Origin of the sequence: Salifodinibacter halophilus (assembly GCA_012999515.1) — a bacterium.
In the GTDB taxonomy this organism is placed as follows: Bacteria; Pseudomonadota; Gammaproteobacteria; order Nevskiales; family Salinisphaeraceae; genus Salifodinibacter; species Salifodinibacter halophilus.
Window position 1 is genome coordinate 1204406 of record JABEEB010000001.1, and the last position, 20879, is coordinate 1225284.

18 protein-coding genes are annotated in these 20879 nt (G+C 60.3%); 12 read left to right on the plus strand and 6 right to left on the minus strand.

The window, feature by feature from the left end:
- Positions 1–12: 12 nt before the first annotated feature.
- The 4 genes from HKX41_05385 to HKX41_05400 all read left to right on the plus strand — a co-directional run bounded on the left by HKX41_05385 (position 13) and on the right by HKX41_05400 (position 4146).
- A complete protein-coding gene (locus HKX41_05385) occupies positions 13–1146 on the plus strand; it encodes a glycosyltransferase (protein NNC23586.1) in 1134 nt (377 codons plus the stop codon).
- A 17-nt stretch (positions 1147–1163) separates the two neighbouring features.
- The gene (hpnK, locus tag HKX41_05390; protein ID NNC23587.1) at positions 1164–2003 is read left to right on the plus strand and encodes a hopanoid biosynthesis-associated protein HpnK; all 840 of its coding nucleotides are present in this window, start codon (positions 1164–1166) and stop codon (positions 2001–2003) included.
- Positions 2004–2052: 49 nt separating this feature from the next.
- Entirely contained in the window at positions 2053–3048 is a 996-nt protein-coding gene (locus tag HKX41_05395) for a hypothetical protein (protein NNC23588.1), read from the plus strand.
- A 105-nt stretch (positions 3049–3153) separates the two neighbouring features.
- Complete coding sequence (locus HKX41_05400) at positions 3154–4146, plus strand: zinc-binding dehydrogenase (protein NNC23589.1); 993 nt, start codon at positions 3154–3156, stop codon at positions 4144–4146.
- A 6-nt stretch (positions 4147–4152) separates the two neighbouring features.
- Here the strand turns inward: HKX41_05400 and HKX41_05405 are convergent, their stop codons facing one another.
- Both HKX41_05405 and apbC read right to left on the minus strand, forming a co-directional pair.
- Positions 4153–5382, minus strand: coding sequence for a YeeE/YedE family protein (locus HKX41_05405; GenBank protein NNC23590.1), 1230 nt, complete (start codon positions 5380–5382; stop codon positions 4153–4155).
- Between the two features lie 118 nt (positions 5383–5500).
- Complete coding sequence (gene apbC / locus HKX41_05410) at positions 5501–6592, minus strand: iron-sulfur cluster carrier protein ApbC (GenBank protein ID NNC23591.1); 1092 nt, start codon at positions 6590–6592, stop codon at positions 5501–5503.
- 110 nt (positions 6593–6702) lie between these two features.
- Between apbC and metG the strand changes: the two genes are divergently transcribed.
- The 4 genes from metG (at position 6703) to HKX41_05430 (ending at position 10843) form a co-directional block, all read left to right on the plus strand.
- Entirely contained in the window at positions 6703–8736 is a 2034-nt protein-coding gene (metG, locus tag HKX41_05415; protein ID NNC23592.1) for a methionine--tRNA ligase, read from the plus strand.
- A 144-nt stretch (positions 8737–8880) separates the two neighbouring features.
- Complete coding sequence (locus HKX41_05420) at positions 8881–9543, plus strand: RnfABCDGE type electron transport complex subunit B (GenBank protein ID NNC23593.1); 663 nt, start codon at positions 8881–8883, stop codon at positions 9541–9543.
- A complete protein-coding gene (gene nth, locus HKX41_05425; protein NNC23594.1) occupies positions 9540–10187 on the plus strand; it encodes an endonuclease III in 648 nt (215 codons plus the stop codon). Before HKX41_05420 ends, nth begins: the two co-directional genes overlap by 4 nt.
- Entirely contained in the window at positions 10184–10843 is a 660-nt protein-coding gene (locus HKX41_05430) for a fumarylacetoacetate hydrolase family protein (GenBank protein NNC23595.1), read from the plus strand. The genes nth and HKX41_05430 overlap by 4 nt, the downstream gene beginning before the upstream one ends.
- A 146-nt stretch (positions 10844–10989) precedes the next feature.
- On the opposite strand, the gene HKX41_05435 is transcribed toward HKX41_05430, so the two are convergent.
- The 3 genes from HKX41_05435 to HKX41_05445 all read right to left on the minus strand — a co-directional run bounded on the left by HKX41_05435 (position 10990) and on the right by HKX41_05445 (position 14584).
- The gene (locus HKX41_05435) at positions 10990–11961 is read right to left on the minus strand and encodes an FKBP-type peptidyl-prolyl cis-trans isomerase (protein ID NNC23596.1); all 972 of its coding nucleotides are present in this window, start codon (positions 11959–11961) and stop codon (positions 10990–10992) included.
- Between the two features lie 145 nt (positions 11962–12106).
- Entirely contained in the window at positions 12107–13309 is a 1203-nt protein-coding gene (locus HKX41_05440; GenBank protein ID NNC23597.1) for an argininosuccinate synthase, read from the minus strand.
- 138 nt (positions 13310–13447) lie between these two features.
- Complete coding sequence (locus HKX41_05445) at positions 13448–14584, minus strand: alkene reductase (protein ID NNC23598.1); 1137 nt, start codon at positions 14582–14584, stop codon at positions 13448–13450.
- 227 nt (positions 14585–14811) lie between these two features.
- Between HKX41_05445 and rnt the strand changes: the two genes are divergently transcribed.
- Together rnt and HKX41_05455 are read left to right on the plus strand one after the other, a co-directional pair.
- Positions 14812–15474, plus strand: a complete 663-nt coding sequence (rnt, locus tag HKX41_05450; GenBank protein ID NNC23599.1) for a ribonuclease T — start codon at positions 14812–14814, stop codon at positions 15472–15474.
- A gap of 55 nt (positions 15475–15529) precedes the next feature.
- The gene (locus HKX41_05455) at positions 15530–16318 is read left to right on the plus strand and encodes a 1-acyl-sn-glycerol-3-phosphate acyltransferase (protein NNC23600.1); all 789 of its coding nucleotides are present in this window, start codon (positions 15530–15532) and stop codon (positions 16316–16318) included.
- 1 nt (position 16319) lies between these two features.
- Here HKX41_05455 and HKX41_05460 read toward each other — a convergent pair whose 3' ends face one another.
- Positions 16320–17033: an LOG family protein gene (locus tag HKX41_05460; protein ID NNC23601.1), complete on the minus strand. Its 714-nt coding sequence runs from the start codon at positions 17031–17033 to the stop codon at positions 16320–16322.
- Between the two features lie 167 nt (positions 17034–17200).
- Here HKX41_05460 and clpB point away from each other — a divergent pair, with 167 nt between their 5' ends.
- Both clpB and HKX41_05470 read left to right on the plus strand, forming a co-directional pair.
- Positions 17201–19783, plus strand: coding sequence for an ATP-dependent chaperone ClpB (gene clpB, locus HKX41_05465; GenBank protein ID NNC23602.1), 2583 nt, complete (start codon positions 17201–17203; stop codon positions 19781–19783).
- A gap of 114 nt (positions 19784–19897) precedes the next feature.
- Positions 19898–20728: an aldo/keto reductase gene (locus HKX41_05470; GenBank protein ID NNC23603.1), complete on the plus strand. Its 831-nt coding sequence runs from the start codon at positions 19898–19900 to the stop codon at positions 20726–20728.
- The last annotated feature ends 151 nt before the right edge of the window (positions 20729–20879 follow it).

Here is a 20879-nt window from a genome sequence, read left to right on the forward strand (position 1 = left end):
GGACTTTTCTGGTTGCAATTGGTTGGCGGTCTGGCTGCCGGCGTGGCGTTCGTCTATACCGCTGCCGCCGCCATCCTGGTGCGGCGCGGTCCGCCGGCGCCGCGCCAGAAACCACGGCCGCAACCACCGGTCACGATCTTGAAGCCCTTGTGCGGCCAAGAGCAGGGGCTCGAAGATTGCCTACGGAGTTTCTGCACGCAGGACTACCCGCAATATCAAATCGTGTTCGGCGTTGCCGACGCCAATGACCCAGCGCTGACTGTCGTTGAACGGCTTCAGGCGACATTCGATTCGCCAATGATCGATGTCGTGGTCGATCCAACGCAGCACGGCAGCAATCGCAAAGTCAGCAACCTACTCAACATGCTACCGCGCGCCGCTCACGACACGCTGATCGTCGCCGACAGCGACATCCGCGTCGATAGCGATTATCTCGAGCGCATCATCGCCACACTGAACACGCATCCACGCGCCGTGGTGACCTGCGCCTATCGCGCGTTTCCCGGCCCGTCGATTTGGTCACGCCTGGGTGCGTTATTCGTCAACGGCTGGTTTCTACCATCGGTTCTAATCAGCCAGCGACTAGGCCAGACCTCTTTCGGTTTCGGATCCACCCTCGCGTTCAACCGCTCGATGCTCGACAGCGCCGGCGGATTCCAAGCGGTGGCCGACGAGCTGGCCGACGACCATGCGCTAACCGAACGGGTAGCTCAAGAAACGGGCGAATCGGCGGTCTTATCAGATTACGTCGTCGAAACCGTCGCGGACGAGCCTACACTGAGCGCGATGCTGGCACACGAAACACGCTGGATGCGCACCATCCGCCTGCTGGCCAGCCGGCGTTATTGCTTAACCATCTTATCGTTCGGTCTGCCGGTTACCTGCATCGCGATCGGGCTCGGCTACACTTCGCCGGTCGTCTGGGCGCTGGTCACGCTAACCGCCGTCAGCCGTATCGACCTGCATCGGACACAGGCACACAGACTGGGCCATTCGCCGTGGCGCGATCTGTGGTTGCTGCCGGTGCGCGGCGTATTGAACGGTTTCGTCTGGCTGTGTGGATTCGGCCGACGTGCTGTTGACTGGCGCGGCCGTCAATACGCTGTCGATTCGACCGGCACACTCCAGCACAACCCACGCGATTGAATGTGTCCTGATCCTTGATGACGAACCGTGTCGCGATTACCGCTGATGATTTCGGTGCGCACGCCGAGGTCAACGCCGCCATTGAAGACGCCCACCAAAACGGCGTTCTGACCACGGCAAGTCTGATGGTCGGCGCGCCCGCAACCGATCAAGCGCTCGCGATGGCGCAACGCAACCCAAACCTGGGCGTGGGGCTGCATCTGGTTTTGACCGACGGCCAAAGTTGCCTGCCCCCAAGCGAAATTCCTGGACTCGTCGACAAGCACGGTCGCTTCGATAACAACATGGCGCGTGCCGGCGCACGCTTTGCGTTCGACCCGTTCGCCCGGCGCCAGCTCGCCGCCGAAATTCGCGCCCAGTTTGAAGCGTTTGCAGCCACTGGATTGACGCTGGACCACGTCAACACACACAAACATTTTCACGTACATCCAACGATTTTCCGGTTGATCGTCGAAATCGGCCGCGACTACGGCCTGCACGCGCTGCGCTGGCCATTCGAACCCGCCGCATCGAGCCGGGCAATCGGCGCGCGTGTCCCGCTGTCGGAAGCCGTATTGATGCAACCGTGGTTGGCCCGGATGCGCCGCCGCATCGAGCGCGCCGGACTCGTGCATAACGACGCCGTACTGGGCCTGGCCACGACCGGCCATACGACGACCGACGTGCTGACACGACTGCTCGGCGAAACCGGGCCGGGCCGGACCGAAATCTATCTGCATCCGGCACGTATCAACGATTGGCCTGGCAGCCCGCCGGATGCCGATCACCGCGGCGAATATGAAGCGCTGATCGCACCCGGGACACGCGACGCACTGGCCGCCGCCGGTGCCACGCCCGTAACTTTCGGCGGCTTGTAGTGATTGCCATCATGGCATTCAGGACGCTACTGCCGATAATGCGAGCACGATGAACTATCTGGGCGCCCTACTCGCTCTCGCCGGGCTCGGCCTAACCGGGTACCTGATTGCGAACATCGGGGCCGACCAGATCGGCGCTGCGATCTCGCTGGTGGGCACCGGCTTCATCTGGTTGGTGCTGGCCCGGCTATTGGCAGTCGGGCTGGACGCTGCCGGCTGGCACGTGCTGGTCACGCCATTCGATCGCGCCCGGCGAGCCGGTCTAACCGTCGTGATGTGGATCGCACTGGTACGCGAAGGCGTTGCCCGCCTTTTGCCCGTGGCGAGCCTGGGCGGCGACATTGTCGGCATCCGACTTTTGAATCTGCGGGGCGTGCCCGCCTCGGGGTCGATCGCGAGTGTTGTGGTCGAAATCGTGGTCACGCTGATCGCCCAGTTCATGTTCACCGGGCTGGGACTCGCCCTATTTCTGCTCTGGCTGCATCCAGGGCCAACGGTCAACAAGTTTGCACTGGCTTTGTTGGCAGCGAGCCCGATTCCATTGGTGCTGGTTTTCATCCTGCGTCGATTCCGCGTCTTCGAACGCGGCCAACGCTTGGCCAGCCGTCTGCTGGGCGGCGACACACGCCTCGCCCAACTATTACCCGATGGTGCCCAGCTCGATACCGACATCCGACGTCTGATCGACAATGCCGGGCGGCTGGCGAGTAGTATTGTGCTTCAGTTGGCCGGCATGATCGCCGGCGGGCTGGAAATCTGGTTGATTACATGGCTGCTCGGCGACCCCATTGGGCCGCTAGCCGCAGTAGCGCTCGAGAGTATCGTACTGGCTGCCCGCCACCTCGCTTTTTTCATACCCGCCGGGCTTGGCATCCAGGAAACCGGGTTTGTGATTTTTGGCCAGATGCTCGGCCTCGAACCCGACAGCGCACTCGCTATCTCGCTGATACGACGCATACGGGAAGTCATCACGGGGGCGCCAATGCTGGTTACGTGGCAAATCGCCGAACTACGAGCCGCGCGACGGCAAAAGCAACAAGATTGACGCCACTCGGGCATCGGTTATGTTGAACTGGCGATGTGTCGCCTCGACCAATTTGCAAGCATGGCTTGTACGGCATTCAATCTGACTTTTTAAACGGGAATGAGCATGCGCGTTCAACAGATCCAGACATTCGGCGATCCATCAGTATTCGAAGCAGCCGATATCGATACGCCCACGCCCGGGCGCGGCGAGATATTGGTTCGCCAGATGGCAGCCAGCGTCAACCCGGTCGACACCAAGATACGCGCCAACGGGCCACCGATTGCCCCCGCATTGCCAGCCGTGCTCGGCTGCGACATTGCCGGGACGGTGGAAGCTGTCGGCCCCGGCGTAACGCGTTTCGCCATCGGCGATGCCGTCTACGGCTGCGCCGGCGGCATGGCAGGCCGCGGTGGTGCTTACGCCGAGTTCATTGCCGCCGAAGCTAACCTCATGGCCCACGCACCGACTTCACTGGAGTGGCGCGAGGCCGCTGCCCTGCCACTGGTGGTCATTACCGCCTGGGAAGCATTGATCGACCGCTGCTGCGTCAAATCCGGCGACCATGTGCTCATCCACGGCGGCGCCGGCGGGGTCGGCAACGTGGCCGTGCAACTAGCCAAAGCCCAAGGGGCGCGCGTCGCAACCACGGTCTCCACCGAGCAAAAAGCCAACATCGTCCGCGACCTCGGCGCCGACGAGATCATCTATTACCGCGACGAAGCCGTGACCGATTACGTCGACCGACTGACGGCGGGGCGTGGCTTCGACATCGTGTTCGACACCACGGGCGGCTCGGATCTGGCCACTGCATTCGCCGGCGTACGCGCCAATGGGCAAGTCAGCACAATCACCGCACAGTATTCGGCCGATCTAACGCCGATGCACTTGAAAAGCCTGTCGCTGCATGTCGTGTTTATGGCCACGCGCATGCTCCACGGCATCGACACCAACCACCACGGCGCCATCCTCGACAAAGTCAGCGCTCTGGTGGCAGCCGGCCAACTCCGCCCGCTAGTCGACTCGAACCGGTTCACACTGGCCGATGTCGGCGACGCCCACCGCCACCTGGCATCTGGCCAAGCCATCGGCAAAATCGTAATCGATATCGGCGCTTAACCCCGCTTAGACACTCGTATCGTTCCGGCGCGGGACAGCCATGCCGAAAAGCGGGCGCAGTTTCAAACCAACCATCGTACCGCCGAGGCCAACGATGCCCCACAACCAGCCGTGCAGTGATAGCGACGCAATACCGCCAAAATAAGCGCCGATATTACAGCCGAACGCGATGCGCGCCCCGTAGCCCATCAGCACGCCGCCGATGAGTCGCGCGGCGATCGTGCGCCAGGGCAGATCGTGCGTGATCCGGAATGTGCCGCCCCAAGCGGCGGCCGCCATCGCGCCAACGATGATGCCGATGTTCATGACGCTGGTGCGATCGGCCAGGATCGAAGTCGTTAGACCGCCTGCGTGCGGCTCACTCCAGTAGTACCAACTACCAGGATCACCACCCACTGCCGACAGCGCCTGCGACCCCCACAGCGCAAACGCGCTCGTGATGCCCCACGGCCGGCCGCTCAACCAGAGTGTCGCAGCATTCAAAACTGCAAGCACAAGCGCACCGCCCCAGAGCGGCCAAGCACCGCGAAGGGCTCGCCGCCAACCACGCTCGTGTGGTGGTTCGGCACGATGCGGCGGGGCCAACCGGCGTTCGATCAACCACGTGGCTGCCACGATGGAGCCGATGATCAGAAACTGAATCAGCACACCGCCGGCATAACCCCAGCTCGTATCGGCCAACGAAATCGTCGGCCCGACTAACGCAGGCTGGAGCCAGAAACCAAAATCATGTGCGCCCCACACAGAACCAACGACAAAGCCCAGAAGCGTCAGAATAATCGAGGTTTGGCCCGAGCCGACCGTGTACAGCGAGCCCGACGCACACGCACCACCGAGTTGCATGCCCACGCAAAAAATGAACGCGCCGAAAGCGACACTGGCACCGAGGGGCGATATATAGCCGCCAAGATCCCCGCCAAACGCGGTCGTACCGACCGCCATCAGCGGTGCAAACAACGCGGTCGCCACCGCCAGCATCAACATATGCGCGCGCAGCCGCTCGCCATGGCCGACCGCCATGAGTTGGCGAAACGCCGAGGTAAAACCAAAGCGCGCGTGGTAGAGCGCCACGCCGAGCCCGAGCGCGACAATGAACAGCACCCCCTGCTGCCCGCCTTCGAGCGCGAACAGCACGGCGGCGAACACAACCGCGGCCAAACCAGCACCAGCGGCTGGCCAAACCCGGGGTGCCGGCGGTAAACCAGCATCGGCGGGAGAAGTCGTTGCCAAGGTCAATCTCTCGTACGGAACCCTGTACGAGGATCTATGACCGGCGGAGATTGTTTCAAATAATTAAAAACGCGTTATATAAAACTTTACGGCATAACGGCGTCAGGTGCTGCCGGGTACCGCTTCAGCTATCCTCGACCTTGATATCGGGAAACTTCCCGGCATAGTCCTTTTTCTGCTGCGCCAAACGCGCGCCAGTGCGGCGTGCGGCCTGGAAATAGGCCTGGCTGGCACGATCTGATGGATCGGCCGCCACGCTAGGCTGACCGGCATCGGCGTTTTCACGGATCGAGACATCGAGCGGCAGTTGAGCGATCAGATCAACGTCGTACTGCTCGGCAAGTTGCTGGCCGCCACCGGCACCGAAGATGGATTCTTCGTGGCCACAGTTCGAGCACACGTGGGTACTCATGTTCTCGATTACGCCGAGCACCGGCACGCTAACCTTATTGAACATCTCGATGCCCTTGCGGGCGTCGATCAGCGATAGGTCCTGCGGCGTGGTCACAATCACCGCTCCCGAGACCGGTACTTTCTGTGACAGCGTGAGCTGGATGTCGCCGGTACCTGGCGGCAAATCAATAATGAGAGTATCCAGCCCATCCCATGCGGTCTGGAACAACATCTGCTGCAACGCCGACGTCACCATTGGCCCACGCAGGATCGCTGGCGAATCCTGGTCGATCAGATAGCCGATCGACATGGTCTGCAAGCCGTGGGCGACGTTGGGAATGATCGTTTCGTTATTCTGGGCTTTGGCGCGATCAGCCACACCCATCATCCGCGGCTGGCTCGGCCCGTAGATGTCCGCGTCCAACAAGCCGACCGACGCCCCATCGGCGGCCATCGCTAGTGCCAGATTGGCGGCTACCGTTGACTTGCCGACGCCACCTTTCGCCGAGGCGACGGCAATGATGTTGGAGATGTTATCCAGGCGCTTTAGCTGATTTTGAACCTGCCGCGGGGCGATCGTGTAGCCCACTGTCACATCGGCTCGATCAATTTCGTTTAGTTCTTCGATGCGACCGCGAATCGCCTCGGCCAACTGCTGGCCGTAGTCGCCGCAGGCAAAGCCAAGATCGATTTCGAGCTTGGCTGTACGACCATCGACTTCCAGGCTGCGCACCACGCGCGCCGAGGCCAGATCGGTATCCAAATAAGGCTCGTGGTAGTTCCCGAGCACGGCTTCAATGCGGGCTTTGATGTTGTCGGACATGCCGGTCGCGGCAGCTTGAATGACAGCACCATTCTACCGCCCTTATCCAAGCGCTGGCGTGGTTTCGTCTGGCATACTGACGCTGCTTTTTATCCGCGATTCAACGGTTCATGGCGCGCGACATACTTGTTACCTCGGCACTGCCCTACGCCAACGGCTCAATTCACCTCGGGCATCTGGTCGAGTATATTCAGACCGACATCTGGGCACGTTTTCAAAATCTGGCCGGCAACCGCTGTATCTACGTGTGTGCCGACGACGCCCACGGCACGCCCATCATGCTGAAAGCCCGCGCGGCGGGCATCGAAGCCGAAGATCTGATCGCTGAATTCGGCGCCGAACACCAGAAAGATTTCGGCGATTTCCTGATCGGCTTCGACAACTACTACACGACCCACTCGACCGAAAACCGCGAACTCGCGGAAACCATCTTCGGTCGCTTGTCGGATGCTGGTTATATCAGCAGGCGGACGATTTCGCAGGCATTCGACGAAGAATACGGCATGTTTCTGCCGGATCGCTTCATTCAGGGCGAATGTCCGAAATGTGGCGCAACGGAGCAATACGGCGACGCCTGCGAAGTCTGCGGTGCGACATATCAGCCGACCGAACTCAGCACTCCAGTGTCGGTGCTGTCCGGCGCGACGCCGGTCGAGCGCGAGTCCGAGCACTATTTCTTCCAGCTCGCGCAGTTCGAACAGTTCCTCCATAACTGGACCCACGGCGAACAAATTCAGGACGCGATAACGCGCAAGCTCGACGAATGGTTCGAGGCCGGCTTAAAAGACTGGGACATCTCCAGAGATGCGCCCTATTTCGGCTTCAAGATCCCGGGCAGCGACAACAAATACTTCTACGTCTGGCTCGACGCGCCAATCGGCTACATGGCGTCATTCGCCAACCTCTGCGCGCGCCGCGACGATTTATCGTTTGACGACTTCTGGGGCCGGGACTCCAATGCCGAGCTGTACCATTTCATCGGCAAGGACATCGTCTATTTCCACGCGCTGTTCTGGCCGGCGATGCTCGAAGGCGCCGGCTACCGCACGCCCACCAGCATCCACGCCCACGGGTTTCTAACCGTCAACGGCGACAAGATGTCGAAGTCGCGCGGCACATTCATCCGCGCGCGGACCTGGCTCGATCATCTGCCGGCCGAATACCTGCGCTACTACTTCGCCGCCAAGCTTTCGGGGCGGGTCGAGGACATCGACCTGAATCTCGATGACTTTGTCGCTCGCATCAACTCGGACCTGATCGGCAAGTACGTCAACATCGCCAGTCGCACCGCCAACTTCATCACCAAGCGTTTCGATGGCCAGCTGGCGTCCGCACTCGATCAGCCGGCGTTGTTTGATGAAGTTGCCGCTGCCGGCGCCAATATCCGCAAGCACTTCGAACAGCGCCGTTTCGCCCAGGGCGTGCGCGCCATCATGGATCTAGCTGACCAAACCAACGCTTATCTGGCCGAGCGCGCTCCCTGGCAGATCGCGCGCGAGGACGGGCGCGACGCCGAGTTGCAACAAATCTGCACGACCGCACTGAGCGTCTTCGCGCAGTTGACGATTTATCTCAAACCCATCCTGCCGCAGACAGCCGCAAACGTAGAAGCGTTTCTCAATGTGACGGCGCTCGACTGGTCCCATCTCGACACGCCGATCGTCGACCACACCATCAATAAGTTCAAACCGCTTCTAAAACGTGTGGAAAAAGACACCATTGAGCGCATGCTTGCGGCAAGCGCCGAGGATTTGGCACCCAAGTCGGCGGACCACAGCTCGACGGTTGGCGACACCGCATCGGCATCGGCATCGGACGACAACAACACGATTCAGATCGACGATTTCGCCAAAGTCGATCTGCGCGTGGCACGCGTGGCGGGCGCCGAATCGGTCGAGGGCGCCGATAAGCTACTCAAACTGACGCTCGATGTCGGCGACCTTGGCCAGCGCCAGGTCTTTGCCGGCATCAAACCGTCCTATGACCCGGCCGACCTGGAAGGCCGTTTGACTGTAATGGTCGCTAACCTAGCCCCACGCAAGATGCGTTTCGGTACTTCGGAAGGCATGGTGCTAGCCGCCGGTGACCAGCCGTATCTGCTGGCCCCCGACAGCGGCGCAGAGCCGGGCATGCCGATCAAGTGACGCCCAACGCCGGGCCTGCGGTTCTCGGCGGCACAGCGAACCGACGCCAGCAACAACGGCTTGCTGGCGTCGCCCCGGATGTTCTCGCTCGGTCTCGCGCCCGCGGATCAAGCGCCAGATCCGGGCATACTCTAAAGTGTGGGTATGACGCAAGACGACGTTGACGCTATCGACGCGCTATTACCGCAGACCCAATGCCGGCGCTGTGGCTACGATGGCTGTCGGCCTTACGCTGAGGCCATTGCGGCCGGCGAGGCCGATATCAACCGCTGTCCACCCGGCGGCCAAGAAACAGCCGACCGACTCGCCGCGGCAACAGGCCGCCAGAACAAACCGCTGGACCCGGAGTGCGGCGACGCCAGCGTGGCACGTGTGGCCCGCATCCGTGAAGCCGAATGCATCGGCTGTACGCGCTGTATTCAAGTCTGCCCCACCGACGCCATCATTGGCGCTGCCAAGCAAATGCACACGGTCATCGAACAAGATTGCACCGGGTGCGAACTGTGCGTGCCCGCCTGCCCAGTCGACTGTATCGACATGCCGGAATCGGCGCCCGAGACCGGTCAACCACTGTGGCCGCCAAGCCGCGACATCGATCGTGAGCGCGCCGATCATGCGCGCACGCTTTTCGAATCACGGCTACGACGTCTAAACCAATCAACAAACCGAGGCCAGCGAGCCGATCGCCACGAGGCGACAGTCGACCGGCGCGACGCGCCGGACGCCGAAACCGAATCGCGCCACCGCAAGGCGGTGGTTGGCGACGCGGTCGCTCGCGCTCGAGCCAAACGGAAGCGTGCTCCATGAATGCCGCCAAGCGCCAAGCCATCTTTGAACGACTGGCTGCATCGAACCCGGCACCGGATACCGAGCTGAACTACGAGTCGCCGTTCGAGCTTCTCACCGCGGTGATTCTATCGGCGCAGGCCACCGATGTCGGCGTCAACAAAGCCACGGCAAAGTTATTTCCGGTCGCTAACACGCCGCAAGCGATTTTGGACCTTGGCGAGGCTGGCTTGAAAACATATATCCAGACGATCGGGCTGTATAACAGCAAGGCCGCCAACATCATCAAAACTTGCCAGGCGCTGGTCGAACGCCACGACGGCCAGGTGCCGGCCACGCGCGCCGAGCTTGAAAGCTTGCCCGGCGTCGGCCGCAAGACCGCCAACGTGATCCTGAATACCGCATTCGGCGAACCAACTATCGCCGTCGATACCCACATTTTTCGCGTGGCCAACCGGACCGGACTAGGTACCGGCAAGACAGTACGCGCGGTCGAGGACAGCCTCATGCGGCTTGTGCCCAAGGCTTACCGCCGCGGCGCCCATCATTGGTTGATACTGCACGGACGCTACGTCTGCGTCGCACGTTCGCCGAGGTGCCCGACGTGCGTCATCAACGACCTGTGCGAATATCAAGACAAGACACTGGCAACCAAACCGACATGACCCAAACAAGCCCCGCCAGCGCATTCGGCTGGCGCAATGCACCACGCCTTTTTTGTATCGGCCGCAACTATGCCGACCATGTCAGCGAACTCGGCAACCAGTTGGCCGGCGATACCGCCATCGTTTTCATGAAGCCACCGAGTGCGCTGGTCGCGCCAGGCGAGACCATCGAGTTGCCCGCCAACCGCGGCGCGGTGCATTACGAGGCCGAGCTCGTGGTCGAGATCGGTGCCGGTGGGTGCGAGATTCCGGCTCGCAATAGCCGGGCGCATATCCGCGCGCTCGGCCTCGGTCTCGACCTAACCCTGCGCGATCAACAGACCGCGCTAAAAAGTGGTGGCGAGCCGTGGGAGCGTGCCAAGGCTTTCGACGCCAGCGCACCACTCGGGCCCATGACACCGCTGACCGACACGCTCGATCTAAGCACTATCGAATTCCAGCTGACAATCGACGGCGAGATACGCCAACACGGTCGCACCGACCACATGCTCGTCGGCATCGAAGAGTTGATCGCCTCGCTCAGTCGCGACTGGACACTGGCACCAGGCGATCTGATCTACACCGGCACACCCGCCGGTGTCGGACCGCTGACCTCCGGCATGCATCTGACGCTATCTGCCTGCAGCTTGCCAAGCGCCGAATGGTTGGTCGCGTAGCGCGTTTTACCGCCACCAATAATGCAATAGCCGGGCGCAAGGCCCGGCTATTTATACACGGCTGGCAGCTTAGAGCGCTTGCCCGCCGCGTCTAGCGATCCCTGACTTAATCGCCGGGGTCGCGCGGCTGGTGGGCAACGTCCAGTCTAGCTTTGGTCGTTATCGCTGCCGCTCTTCGAGGCGCCTTGCGTACTACCGCCCGACTGCTTCGACGATTCATTTTTAACCGGGCTGTTCGCATCCACGCCCGAGTCACCGTCTTGCGATGAATCGCTGGCGCTACCCTCGACCTCGGCCACCTTTTTGAGCGTGACATCGAAGATTAGCACCTGATTGGGTCCAATGAGCTCGCCTGCGCCACGTTTGCCGTAGGCCAGTTTCGGCGGGATGACGAAGTGGTACTTCGCGCCCTCGTGCATCATCTGCAGACCCTCAGTCCAACCCGGAATCACTGCATTGACCGGGAATGTGGCCGGCTTGTCCTGCTTTTTGCTCGAGTCAAACACCTTGCCGTTCGGCAGCTTACCGACGTAAGACACGGTGACCTTGTCGTTACCATCCGGTTGCGGCCCATCGCCCTTGTTTAAAACTTTGTACTGCAGGCCGTCATCCGTGGTCTTCACACCTTCTTTCTGCTTGTTTTTCGCTAGAAACTGCTTGGCCTTTTCGGCGTTTTCGGACGCAAGCTTTTTCTGCTTTTTCTGCTGGCTGGCCCGCATCTTCTCGACCAGAGTGGCCATTTCGTCACGGACCTGTTTTTCGTTCATCTTGGTCTCGCCATCGCCAAGCCGGTCGCTGACGCCTTCGGCAAGCTTGTCGGTATCCACATCCAGTGGCATCTTCTTCAAAGAATTACCGATATTCATGCCAAGCGCGTAGCTCTGACGCGCCTGTTTGCTGGCGAACTCGTCGCCCGCGTCATTGCTTTTGGAACTGTCGGAGGCCGATTCCGAGTCGTTTTCACCTTTGCCCGACTCTTGGCCGTTGTTCTTGTTATCGCTTTGCGACTGGCCGCTTTGCTGTGACGACGAGCTGCCCTGATCTTGGTTGTTGTCAGAGCCGCTGCCGCACCCGGCAAGCAGGACACCACAGGCCAGAATTGCGATGAAACGTTTCATAGAAGTTTTCCTGTCGATTACTTAATTTGTCGATCGATCGCGTAACCGCTCAACCAATCGGCCGGGGATTCGACCACGCGTGTCGCCACAGATTCCCGCCCCAAGAGCAGTCGGTTTCAAAATTGCCGTGCCAAGGGTCGAACACTTAATCGGTGCCAAGCCGAAGCCGCAATGCGTTGAGCCGGATAAAGCCCGCCGCGTCGGCCTGATCGTAGGTCCCGCGATCATCCTCGAACGTCGCAACGGCGGCATCGAATAGACTGTCGGTCTCGGAAGCGCGCCCAACGATCGACACGTTGCCCTTGTAAAGTTTGACGCGGACGGTGCCATTGACGCGATGTTGCGAACGGTCGATGGCGGCCTGGAGCATCTCACGTTCGGGCGTGAACCAGTACCCCTGATAAATGACGTTGGCGTAGCGCGGCATCAGCTCATCTTTCAAATGCGCGGCTTCGCGGTCGAGTGTAATCGACTCAACCGCGCGGTGGGCACTAAGCATGACTGTACCGCCCGGTGTTTCATAGCACCCACGCGATTTCATGCCGACATAGCGATTCTCGACGATATCGATGCGGCCAATGCCGTGGGCACCGGCGCGTTCGTTCAACATCGCCAACACTTGATAAGGCGTCAGGTCGCGGCCGTTGATGGCTTTGATGTCGCCGGCCTCGAACGTCAGATCCAGTTCTTCCGGCGTGTCGGGCGCGTTTTCGGGCGACACGGTCGCCTCCCACATGACTTCCTCGGCTGGCGTCCACGGATCTTCGAGCACGCCCCCTTCATAGGAAATATGCAAGGCGTTGGCGTCGGTGGAATACGGCGAGCCGCCATCGGCTTTCTTGCGGATATCGATTCCGTTCTCTTCGGCATAAGCCAACAGCCGCTCGCGCGAGTTCAGATCCCATTCGCGCCACGGTGCGATCACTTTGATATCCGGTGCTAGCGCATAGGCCGACAATTCGAAGCGCACCTGGTCGTTACCCTTGCCGGTGGCGCCGTGGGCGATGGCATCGGCGCCAGTCTCGCGCGCGATTTCGACCAAGCGTTTCGAGATCAGTGGACGTGCAATCGACGTGCCGAGCAGATACTCGCCTTCATAAATGGCATTGGCACGAAACATCGGGTAGACGTAGTCGGTGACGAACGTCTCGCGCAAGTCCTCGATAAAAATCTCGCGCACGCCAAGTGCCTCGGCCTTCGGCCGGACATCGTTAAGTTCTTCGCCCTGACCAATATCGGCGGTGAACGTTACAACTTCACAATCGTAATGTTCCTGCAACCACTTGAGGATGACCGACGTATCGAGCCCGCCGGAATAAGCCAGAACGACTTTGTTAATACTTGACATAGACCCATTGGCCGAAAAGGGATTCGGCCAAGATTATACAGGCGCTACCCGCCGCCGCTTTGCAGGCGGCGTGGCATTAAAACCAGCACTTCGAAGCGCAGCGGGCCGCCCGTCAATGACGGCCGGCCCGCTCGACCATTAAGCCTGATTGTCAGCGATCATCGATTCACGTTGCTTACGCGCCTGTTCTTCCGGATAAGTCGGGAAATCGACATAACCACGCGCGTCGCCGCCATAGAATGTATCCGGATCGTAATCGGCTAGCGGCCAGCCGTTTTGCATACGCTCGACCAGATCGGGGTTGGATGTATACCGCCGCCCGAAGACCGGCAAATCAATGAGATCTTCCGCGATCATCCGCTCGGCGCTGTCCTGCTCCAAGTTGCCGGCCAGCAGCAGATTGCCGTCATAAGTATCACGAAAGCGCCGTAGATAATCCATCGGCAGCGGCGCCATGCCCTGGCCGCCCTGATCGTGCAAGTGGATATAGGCAAGGCCGCGTTTTTCGATCTCGCGCGCCAGATGCAGATAGGTCTCGCCGTTGTCCTCATATTCCGGCATGTTGAACAGCGTCCCATGCGGCGACAGCCGAATACCTACGCGTTGCGCGCCAATGCGTGCGATGCACGCTTCGATCACTTCCATGACCAAACGGCAACGGTTCTCGCGACTGCCGCCATATTGATCCGTGCGGTCGTTAACACCGGGGTTTAAAAACTGCTCGAACAGATAACCATTGGCCGCATGGATCTCGACACCGTCGAAACCGGCTTCGCGTGCGTTGGCTGCCGCCTGGCTGAACTCGGACACAATCCGCTGGACTTCGGCGGTTTCCAATCGGCGCGGTTTACTCGCTGGCAACATATTCGCGCGCCCGTGCTGGTCGTAGCCATAGGCCATGCCGCCCTGGCTTTCGCTCGGGCCGACCGGCGATGCGCCATTGATTTGAACCGAGGTGTGCGATACCCGGCCGACATGCCAAATCTGGGCAAAAAACTTGCCGCCGCGCTCATGCACCGCGCGGGTCGCCTTGGCCCAGCCGGCGATCTGGTCGGGGCCGAAGATGCCCGGATTGAACAGATACCCCTGACCTTCGTATGAAATGGGCGTGCCTTCCGAGATGATCAACCCGGCGCTGGCACGCTGCCGGTAATACAGTGCCCCCATTTCGGTAGCCACATCGTCCGGCGCGCGTACCCGGGTCATCGGCGCCATGACCACACGGTTGCGCAGGTGGTGACCAGACAACGAATAGGGCTCAAATAGTGCGCTCATCGATAAATACTCCTAGCTCCACGCCGACTGCGACAGTAGGCGCAGCAACGCGAAAAGTTGGGATGCAAGGACGCAGGCCAGCCAGCCGTGCGTCGGGTATCACGCAGCGTGGGGGTTATCGCGGCCAAGGCAAGGCCCGGGCGCTGCCGTTGCCGTCACAACACGCACACGGTGGTTCGAGTGCGGCAAAATTTAGCCGAGCTTGTTTGCCCTGCTAGCATCGGCGCATGCCAAGCGATAACGATACCGACGAGCGGCCACAAATGGCCGGACGATTCCGGGGTTTTTTACCGGTAGTCGTCGACGTTGAAACCGGTGGTTTCAACGACCGCACCGACGCCCTCCTGGAAATTGGTGCGGCCATGGTCGAATACGACGACACCGGCCAACTTGGCCTGACTGAGTCGATTAGCTACCACGTCAAACCTTTCGAGGGCGCCAACATTGAACCGGCTTCACTCGCGGTCAACGGCATCGACCCACACCACCCACTGCGGCCGGCGCTGGGCGAGAACGATGCGCTGGGACGGGTATTCCGCGAAGTGCGCGCAGCCGTCAAACGGAATGGCTGCAAGCGCGCCGTGCTTGTCGGCCACAACGCACACTTCGACCTTGGATTTTTGAACGCCGCGGTCGAACGTGCGGGTATCAAGCGCAATCCTTTTCATCCGTTTTCCTGCTTCGACACAGCAACCCTCGGCGGCGTCACCTTTGGCCAGACAGTGCTAAAAAAAGCCGTATTGGCTGCCGGCCTGGATTGGTCCGATGACAACGCCCACTCGGCCAGTTATGACACCGAACAAACGGCGCGCCTGTTCTGCGCCGTCGTCAACCGATTCGACGCCTGGTCCGGCAACAACGTGCTTTCGCCCGATTCGGGCACGTTGTAGGATCCCGGCGTTTTGACAAGGGAGCTCGGCTGTTGACGCTGGCTCAAGCAGATCTATGTCGTTTCATTTGAACCACGGGCCGATTGCGCTGACCATTCGCGCTATCTGGTTTACTGCACTAGTACTGTTCGCGCTTGCGCTGGTGCCACTGGTGCCGATCTTCGGCCAACGCACCGCGGACGTAGCACGCTGGTGGTTCGGCTTGGCACTCCGCGCGCTCGGGGTTTCACTGGCGGTCAACGGCGATATACCAGCCAAGCCGACCGTGATCGTGGCCAATCATTGTTCGTGGCTGGACATCCTCGTGCTTGGCCACGTTTTCCGGGCAAGTTTCATCTCCAAGGAAGAAGTCAAACGCTGGCCGGTCGCCGGACGGCTCGCGCGGGCCACCGGCACGTTGTTTCTGCCGCGTGGCGCCGGTCAAACCCAGGCAATTGGCGAACAGATCCGCGCCACGCTGGCCGAGAACCGCTCGGTGGTCCTGTTTCCCGAGGCCACAACTGCGCGCTCCCCCGTGCCGGCGCGTTTTCATGCGCGACTGTTCGCCGCCGCCATCGACGAAGGTTTTGATGTGTTGCCGGTCGCGGTGCGCTACACCGACGACCACACGCCGGCGGACCAGCATCTAGCCCCTGTACCGTGGGTCGACATGCCGCTCTGGCCGAACTTCGTCGCGGTGTTTCGATTGAAAGCGCTGAGGGCGCGTGTCCAAATCTGCGACACGGTTACCTCCATGGGATTGGACCGGCGCGGCCTGGCCGAGGCCAGCCGTCAGGCAATCGTCTACCAGCAGCAACGCGATAGCGCACCGAATCGGGTCAACGAGCCAGCAGCCACTTCCTGAGTCAATGGCCGTCGAGGCGCTCGACCAGCAACGCTTCGGCCTCGTCCACGCTGTCGATCACGTGAAACAGGTCCACATCCTCGGGCGCGATCAACCCCAGCTCGAGAAGCACATCGAAATTGATCAATCGCCGCCAGAAGTGACTGCCGAAAAGCACCACGGGAATGGCCTCCTGGCGGTTCGTCTGGATGAGCGTGAGCATTTCGAATAATTCGTCCAGCGTGCCGAAACCGCCCGGAAAGACGATGAGCGCCTTCGCAAGGTTCATGAACCAGAACTTGCGCATGAAGAAATAGTGGAAATCGAGTTGGAGCGCGTCGGAAACGCCGCCGTTCAACCCCTGTTCTGCGGGCAAATCGATACCCAAGCCCATCGATAGATCGGCGTTGATGTCGGCAGCGCCATAGTTGGCTGCCTCCATGATGCCCGGGCCACCGCCGCTACAGATGACATATCGGTCGGTTGGCGCATGCTCAGCCATCGTCCAGCGTGCCATGCGCGCCGCAAGATCGCGGGCCTCGGCGTAGTAATCGACCGTTTCGGCGACCGCATCGCCAGCATGTGGCCGCAGCCGCGCCGATCCCCAGAAGATTAACGCACGATCGATGCCGAGTCGGTCGAAACGGTCGCGCGGTTCGATGTATTCCGACAACATCCGAAGCGGCCGTGCGGCGGGGCTGTTGATGAATTCGAGATCTTTGTAAGCCTTGGTCATGGGTCGAAAATCTCCGACGAGCGTCGCGAATGCAGCAGCGCACCTTGACAGAATTTAGGTCGTTGTGAGTTGAAAGCCGAGCGGCGGGCGCCTATATCTATAGGTGATGACGTGGCTTGCAAGCCACTTACAACCACACCCGTAATAACGCGAGAACTTTCATGCAAATGGATCAACTTACCAGCAAATTCCAGGAAGCGCTGGCCCAAGCCCAGAGCCTGGCTGTGGGCCGCGACCACAACGAAATTCAGCCGGCCCATGTATTGCTAGCGCTGATCGACGCCGACAACGGCACGACACGCCCGATGCTCGACAAGATGGGCGTGGATGTCGCCGATGTTCGCAATCGATTGATGAAAACGCTAGACGGTTTTGCCAAGGTCGGCGAACCAACTGGCGAAGTCAGCCCGAGCCAGGCGCTTGTCCGTGTGCTCAACTTAGCCGACAAACAAGCGCAAAAGCGTGGCGACCGCTATATTTCCAGCGAATTGTTTACGCTGGCACTGGCCGACGACAAGTCCGATGCGGGCAAGATTCTGAAAAACGCCGGCGCCACTACGGATGCCCTCAACAAGGCCATCGACGACCTGCGCGGCGGCGAGAGTGTCGACGACCCAGGTGCCGAGGACCAACGTGACGCGCTGGATAAATACACCACCGATTACACCGAGCGCGCCGAGACCGGCAAGCTCGACCCGGTGATCGGCCGCGACGAGGAAATCCGACGCATCATCCAGGTGTTATCGCGCCGGACCAAGAACAATCCGGCCATGGTCGGTGATCCGGGTGTTGGTAAAACCGCGATCGTCGAAGGCCTGGCTCAGCGCATCGTCAATGGTGAAGTGCCGGACTCGCTGGCCGATAAACGCGTGCTCGCGCTCGACCTGGGCGCGATGATTGCGGGCGCTAAATATCGTGGTGAATTCGAGGACCGCTTGAAAGGCGTGCTGTCCGATCTGTCAAAACAGGAAGGCCGAATCATCCTGTTTATCGACGAAATCCACACGCTGGTCGGCGCTGGCAAAGCCGACGGCGCGATGGATGCCGGCAATATGCTCAAACCTGCCCTGGCTCGAGGTGAGCTGCATTGCATCGGTGCGACCACAGTTGACGAATACCGCGAAAACATCGAAAAGGACGCCGCACTCGAACGCCGCTTCCAGCAGGTGCTGATCGACGAACCATCGATGGACGACACCGTCGCCATTCTGCGCGGGTTGAAGGAGCGTTACGAGGTCCACCATGGCGTGGATATTACCGACGGCGCGATCATCGCCGCCGCACGTCTATCGACGCGCTACATCACCGCGCGCAAGCTACCGGACAAGGCGATCGACCTGATCGACGAAGCAGCGTCGAAGATCCGCATCGAAATTGACTCCAAACCAGAAGAACTCGACCGACTCGACCGGCGCCTCATCCAGCTCAAGATCGAGCAGCAGGCGCTGCAAAAGGAATCCGGCGAGGACTCGCGCCAGCGATTGAACAATCTCGATGCCGAGATCAGCCAACTCGAGCGTGAGTACGCCGATTTGGAAGAGACCTGGAAAGCGGAAAAAGCCAGTGTGACCGGCGCAGCCGCGAAAAAAGAAGAGCTCGAACAGGCTCGGCTGGAGCTTGAAGCCGCTCAGCGTGCGCGCGATTTAGACCGGATGTCGGAGCTCCAGTACGGCCGTATTCCACAACTCGAACGCGAAGTCGAGCAAGCCCAGGCCTCAGAAATCAGTGCGAGCGAAAACACGCTGGTACGCAATAATGTGACCGAAGAGGAAGTCGCCGAAACGGTTTCCCGTTGGACCGGCATCCCGGTTGCCCGGATGCTCGAAGCCGAACGCGACAAGTTATTGCGCATGGAGCAAGACCTCCACGAGCACGTCATCGGTCAACACGAAGCCGTAACTGCCGTATCCGATGCAATCCGGCGGTCCCGATCCGGCCTCTCGGATCCGAACCGGCCGATCGGCTCGTTTTTGTTCCTCGGCCCGACCGGCGTCGGCAAGACCGAACTGTGCAAGGCTATCGCGAACTTCATGTTCGACACAGAAAACGCGATGGTACGCATCGACATGTCGGAGTTCATGGAAAAACACTCGGTCGCACGCCTGATCGGCGCACCGCCGGGCTATGTCGGCTACGAGCAAGGTGGTTATCTCACCGAAGCAATACGTCGAAAGCCGTACTCGGTAATCCTGCTCGACGAAGTCGAAAAAGCCCACACCGATGTGTTCAACATCCTCCTGCAGGTTCTCGACGACGGCCGTTTGACTGATGGCCACGGGCGGACCGTGGACTTTCGAAACGCGATTATCGTGATGACCTCGAACCTCGGCAGCCAACTCATTCAAGAGATGGGCCCCAACAACGATTACCAGACGATGCAGGACTCCGTCATGGAGGTCGTGGCCCAGCAGTTCCGGCCGGAATTTATTAACCGGATCGACGAATCCGTGGTCTTCCATCCGTTGGACAAGGCCGAAATCCGGCAGATCGCCGACATCCAGATCTCCGATCTGCGCGAACGGCTGGCCGACCGCGATATCAAAATCGACGTGACCGATAACGCGCTGGACAAGCTCGCCGAAGCCGGCTTCGACCCGGTCTACGGTGCACGACCGCTGAAGCGCTCCATCCAGACGCTGGTCGAGAACCCACTGGCCAAACAGATACTGGCCGGCGAGTTCAGCGGTGGCGATACCGTGACGGTCGACCTCGACGGCGAGCACGAATTGGCATTCGCGCGCGCCGCGTAGGCAGTGCGTTTTCAGGCGACGGCCCCACGGCATATCCACCACCGTGGGGCCGCTTGATTGCGGCGGTATGCGCTGCCACATTTTGATACCCGAACAAGATACGAGGAATCCCCAATGCAGTACGTCGACGCCAACGGCGCCCAGATGCCGGCACTCGGTTTCGGCACTTTCGAATTATCATCCGACGATGCGAAAGCCATGGTCGACACCGCCCTTAAAACTGGTTATCGCCACATCGATACTGCACAGGTGTATAAAAACGAAGCCGCGGTCGGGGCTGCCATCACAGACTCGGACGTCGCCCGCGAAGATATTTTTCTAACCACCAAGGTCTGGACCGATCACTTTCATGGCGGCGACCTTCAGGCCTCGGTCAAAGACAGCTTGAACAAGCTCGAAACCGATTACGTCGACCTGCTATTGCTGCATTGGCCGAACCCGGACGTTGAGCTGGAAGAAACCATCCGCGCGCTGAACGACACGGTCGATCAAGGCATGGCCCGCTATATTGGCATCAGCAATTTCACGACCAGCCACATCGACCAGGCCGTGGCCGCATCGAAACATCCGCTGGCCACCAACCAGGTTGAATACCATCCGTTTCTAAACCAGACGCCAGTACGCGATACGCTCGGTCGACACAACATGGCGCTGACCGCCTACTGTCCGCTGGCCAAAGGCAAAGTGTTCGGCAACGACACGCTGACCGCAATCGGCCAGCGCCACAGCAAAAACGGCGGCCAGGTCGCGCTGCGTTGGCTATTACAGCACGGCGACGTCATCGCGATCCCGCGCTCTTCCAACCCTCAACATGTGGCCAACAATTTCGACATATTCGATTTTGAACTGTCCGAGACTGAGATGAGTCAGATCACCGATCTGCACACGCCCGACGGCCGGTTGATCAACCCATCGTTTGCACCCGACTGGGACAACGCGGCGTGAACAAAACACCGTGTGTGAAATTCTGACCAACCGTGACAGCGCGGGTGGATGACGATCCACCCGCGCTCGGGCCTGCATTCGGAACGTTAAGTGTTATACCCTTGGCGATTGATCGGTATCGTCATCGATACATGGATCACAAGGAAAACGG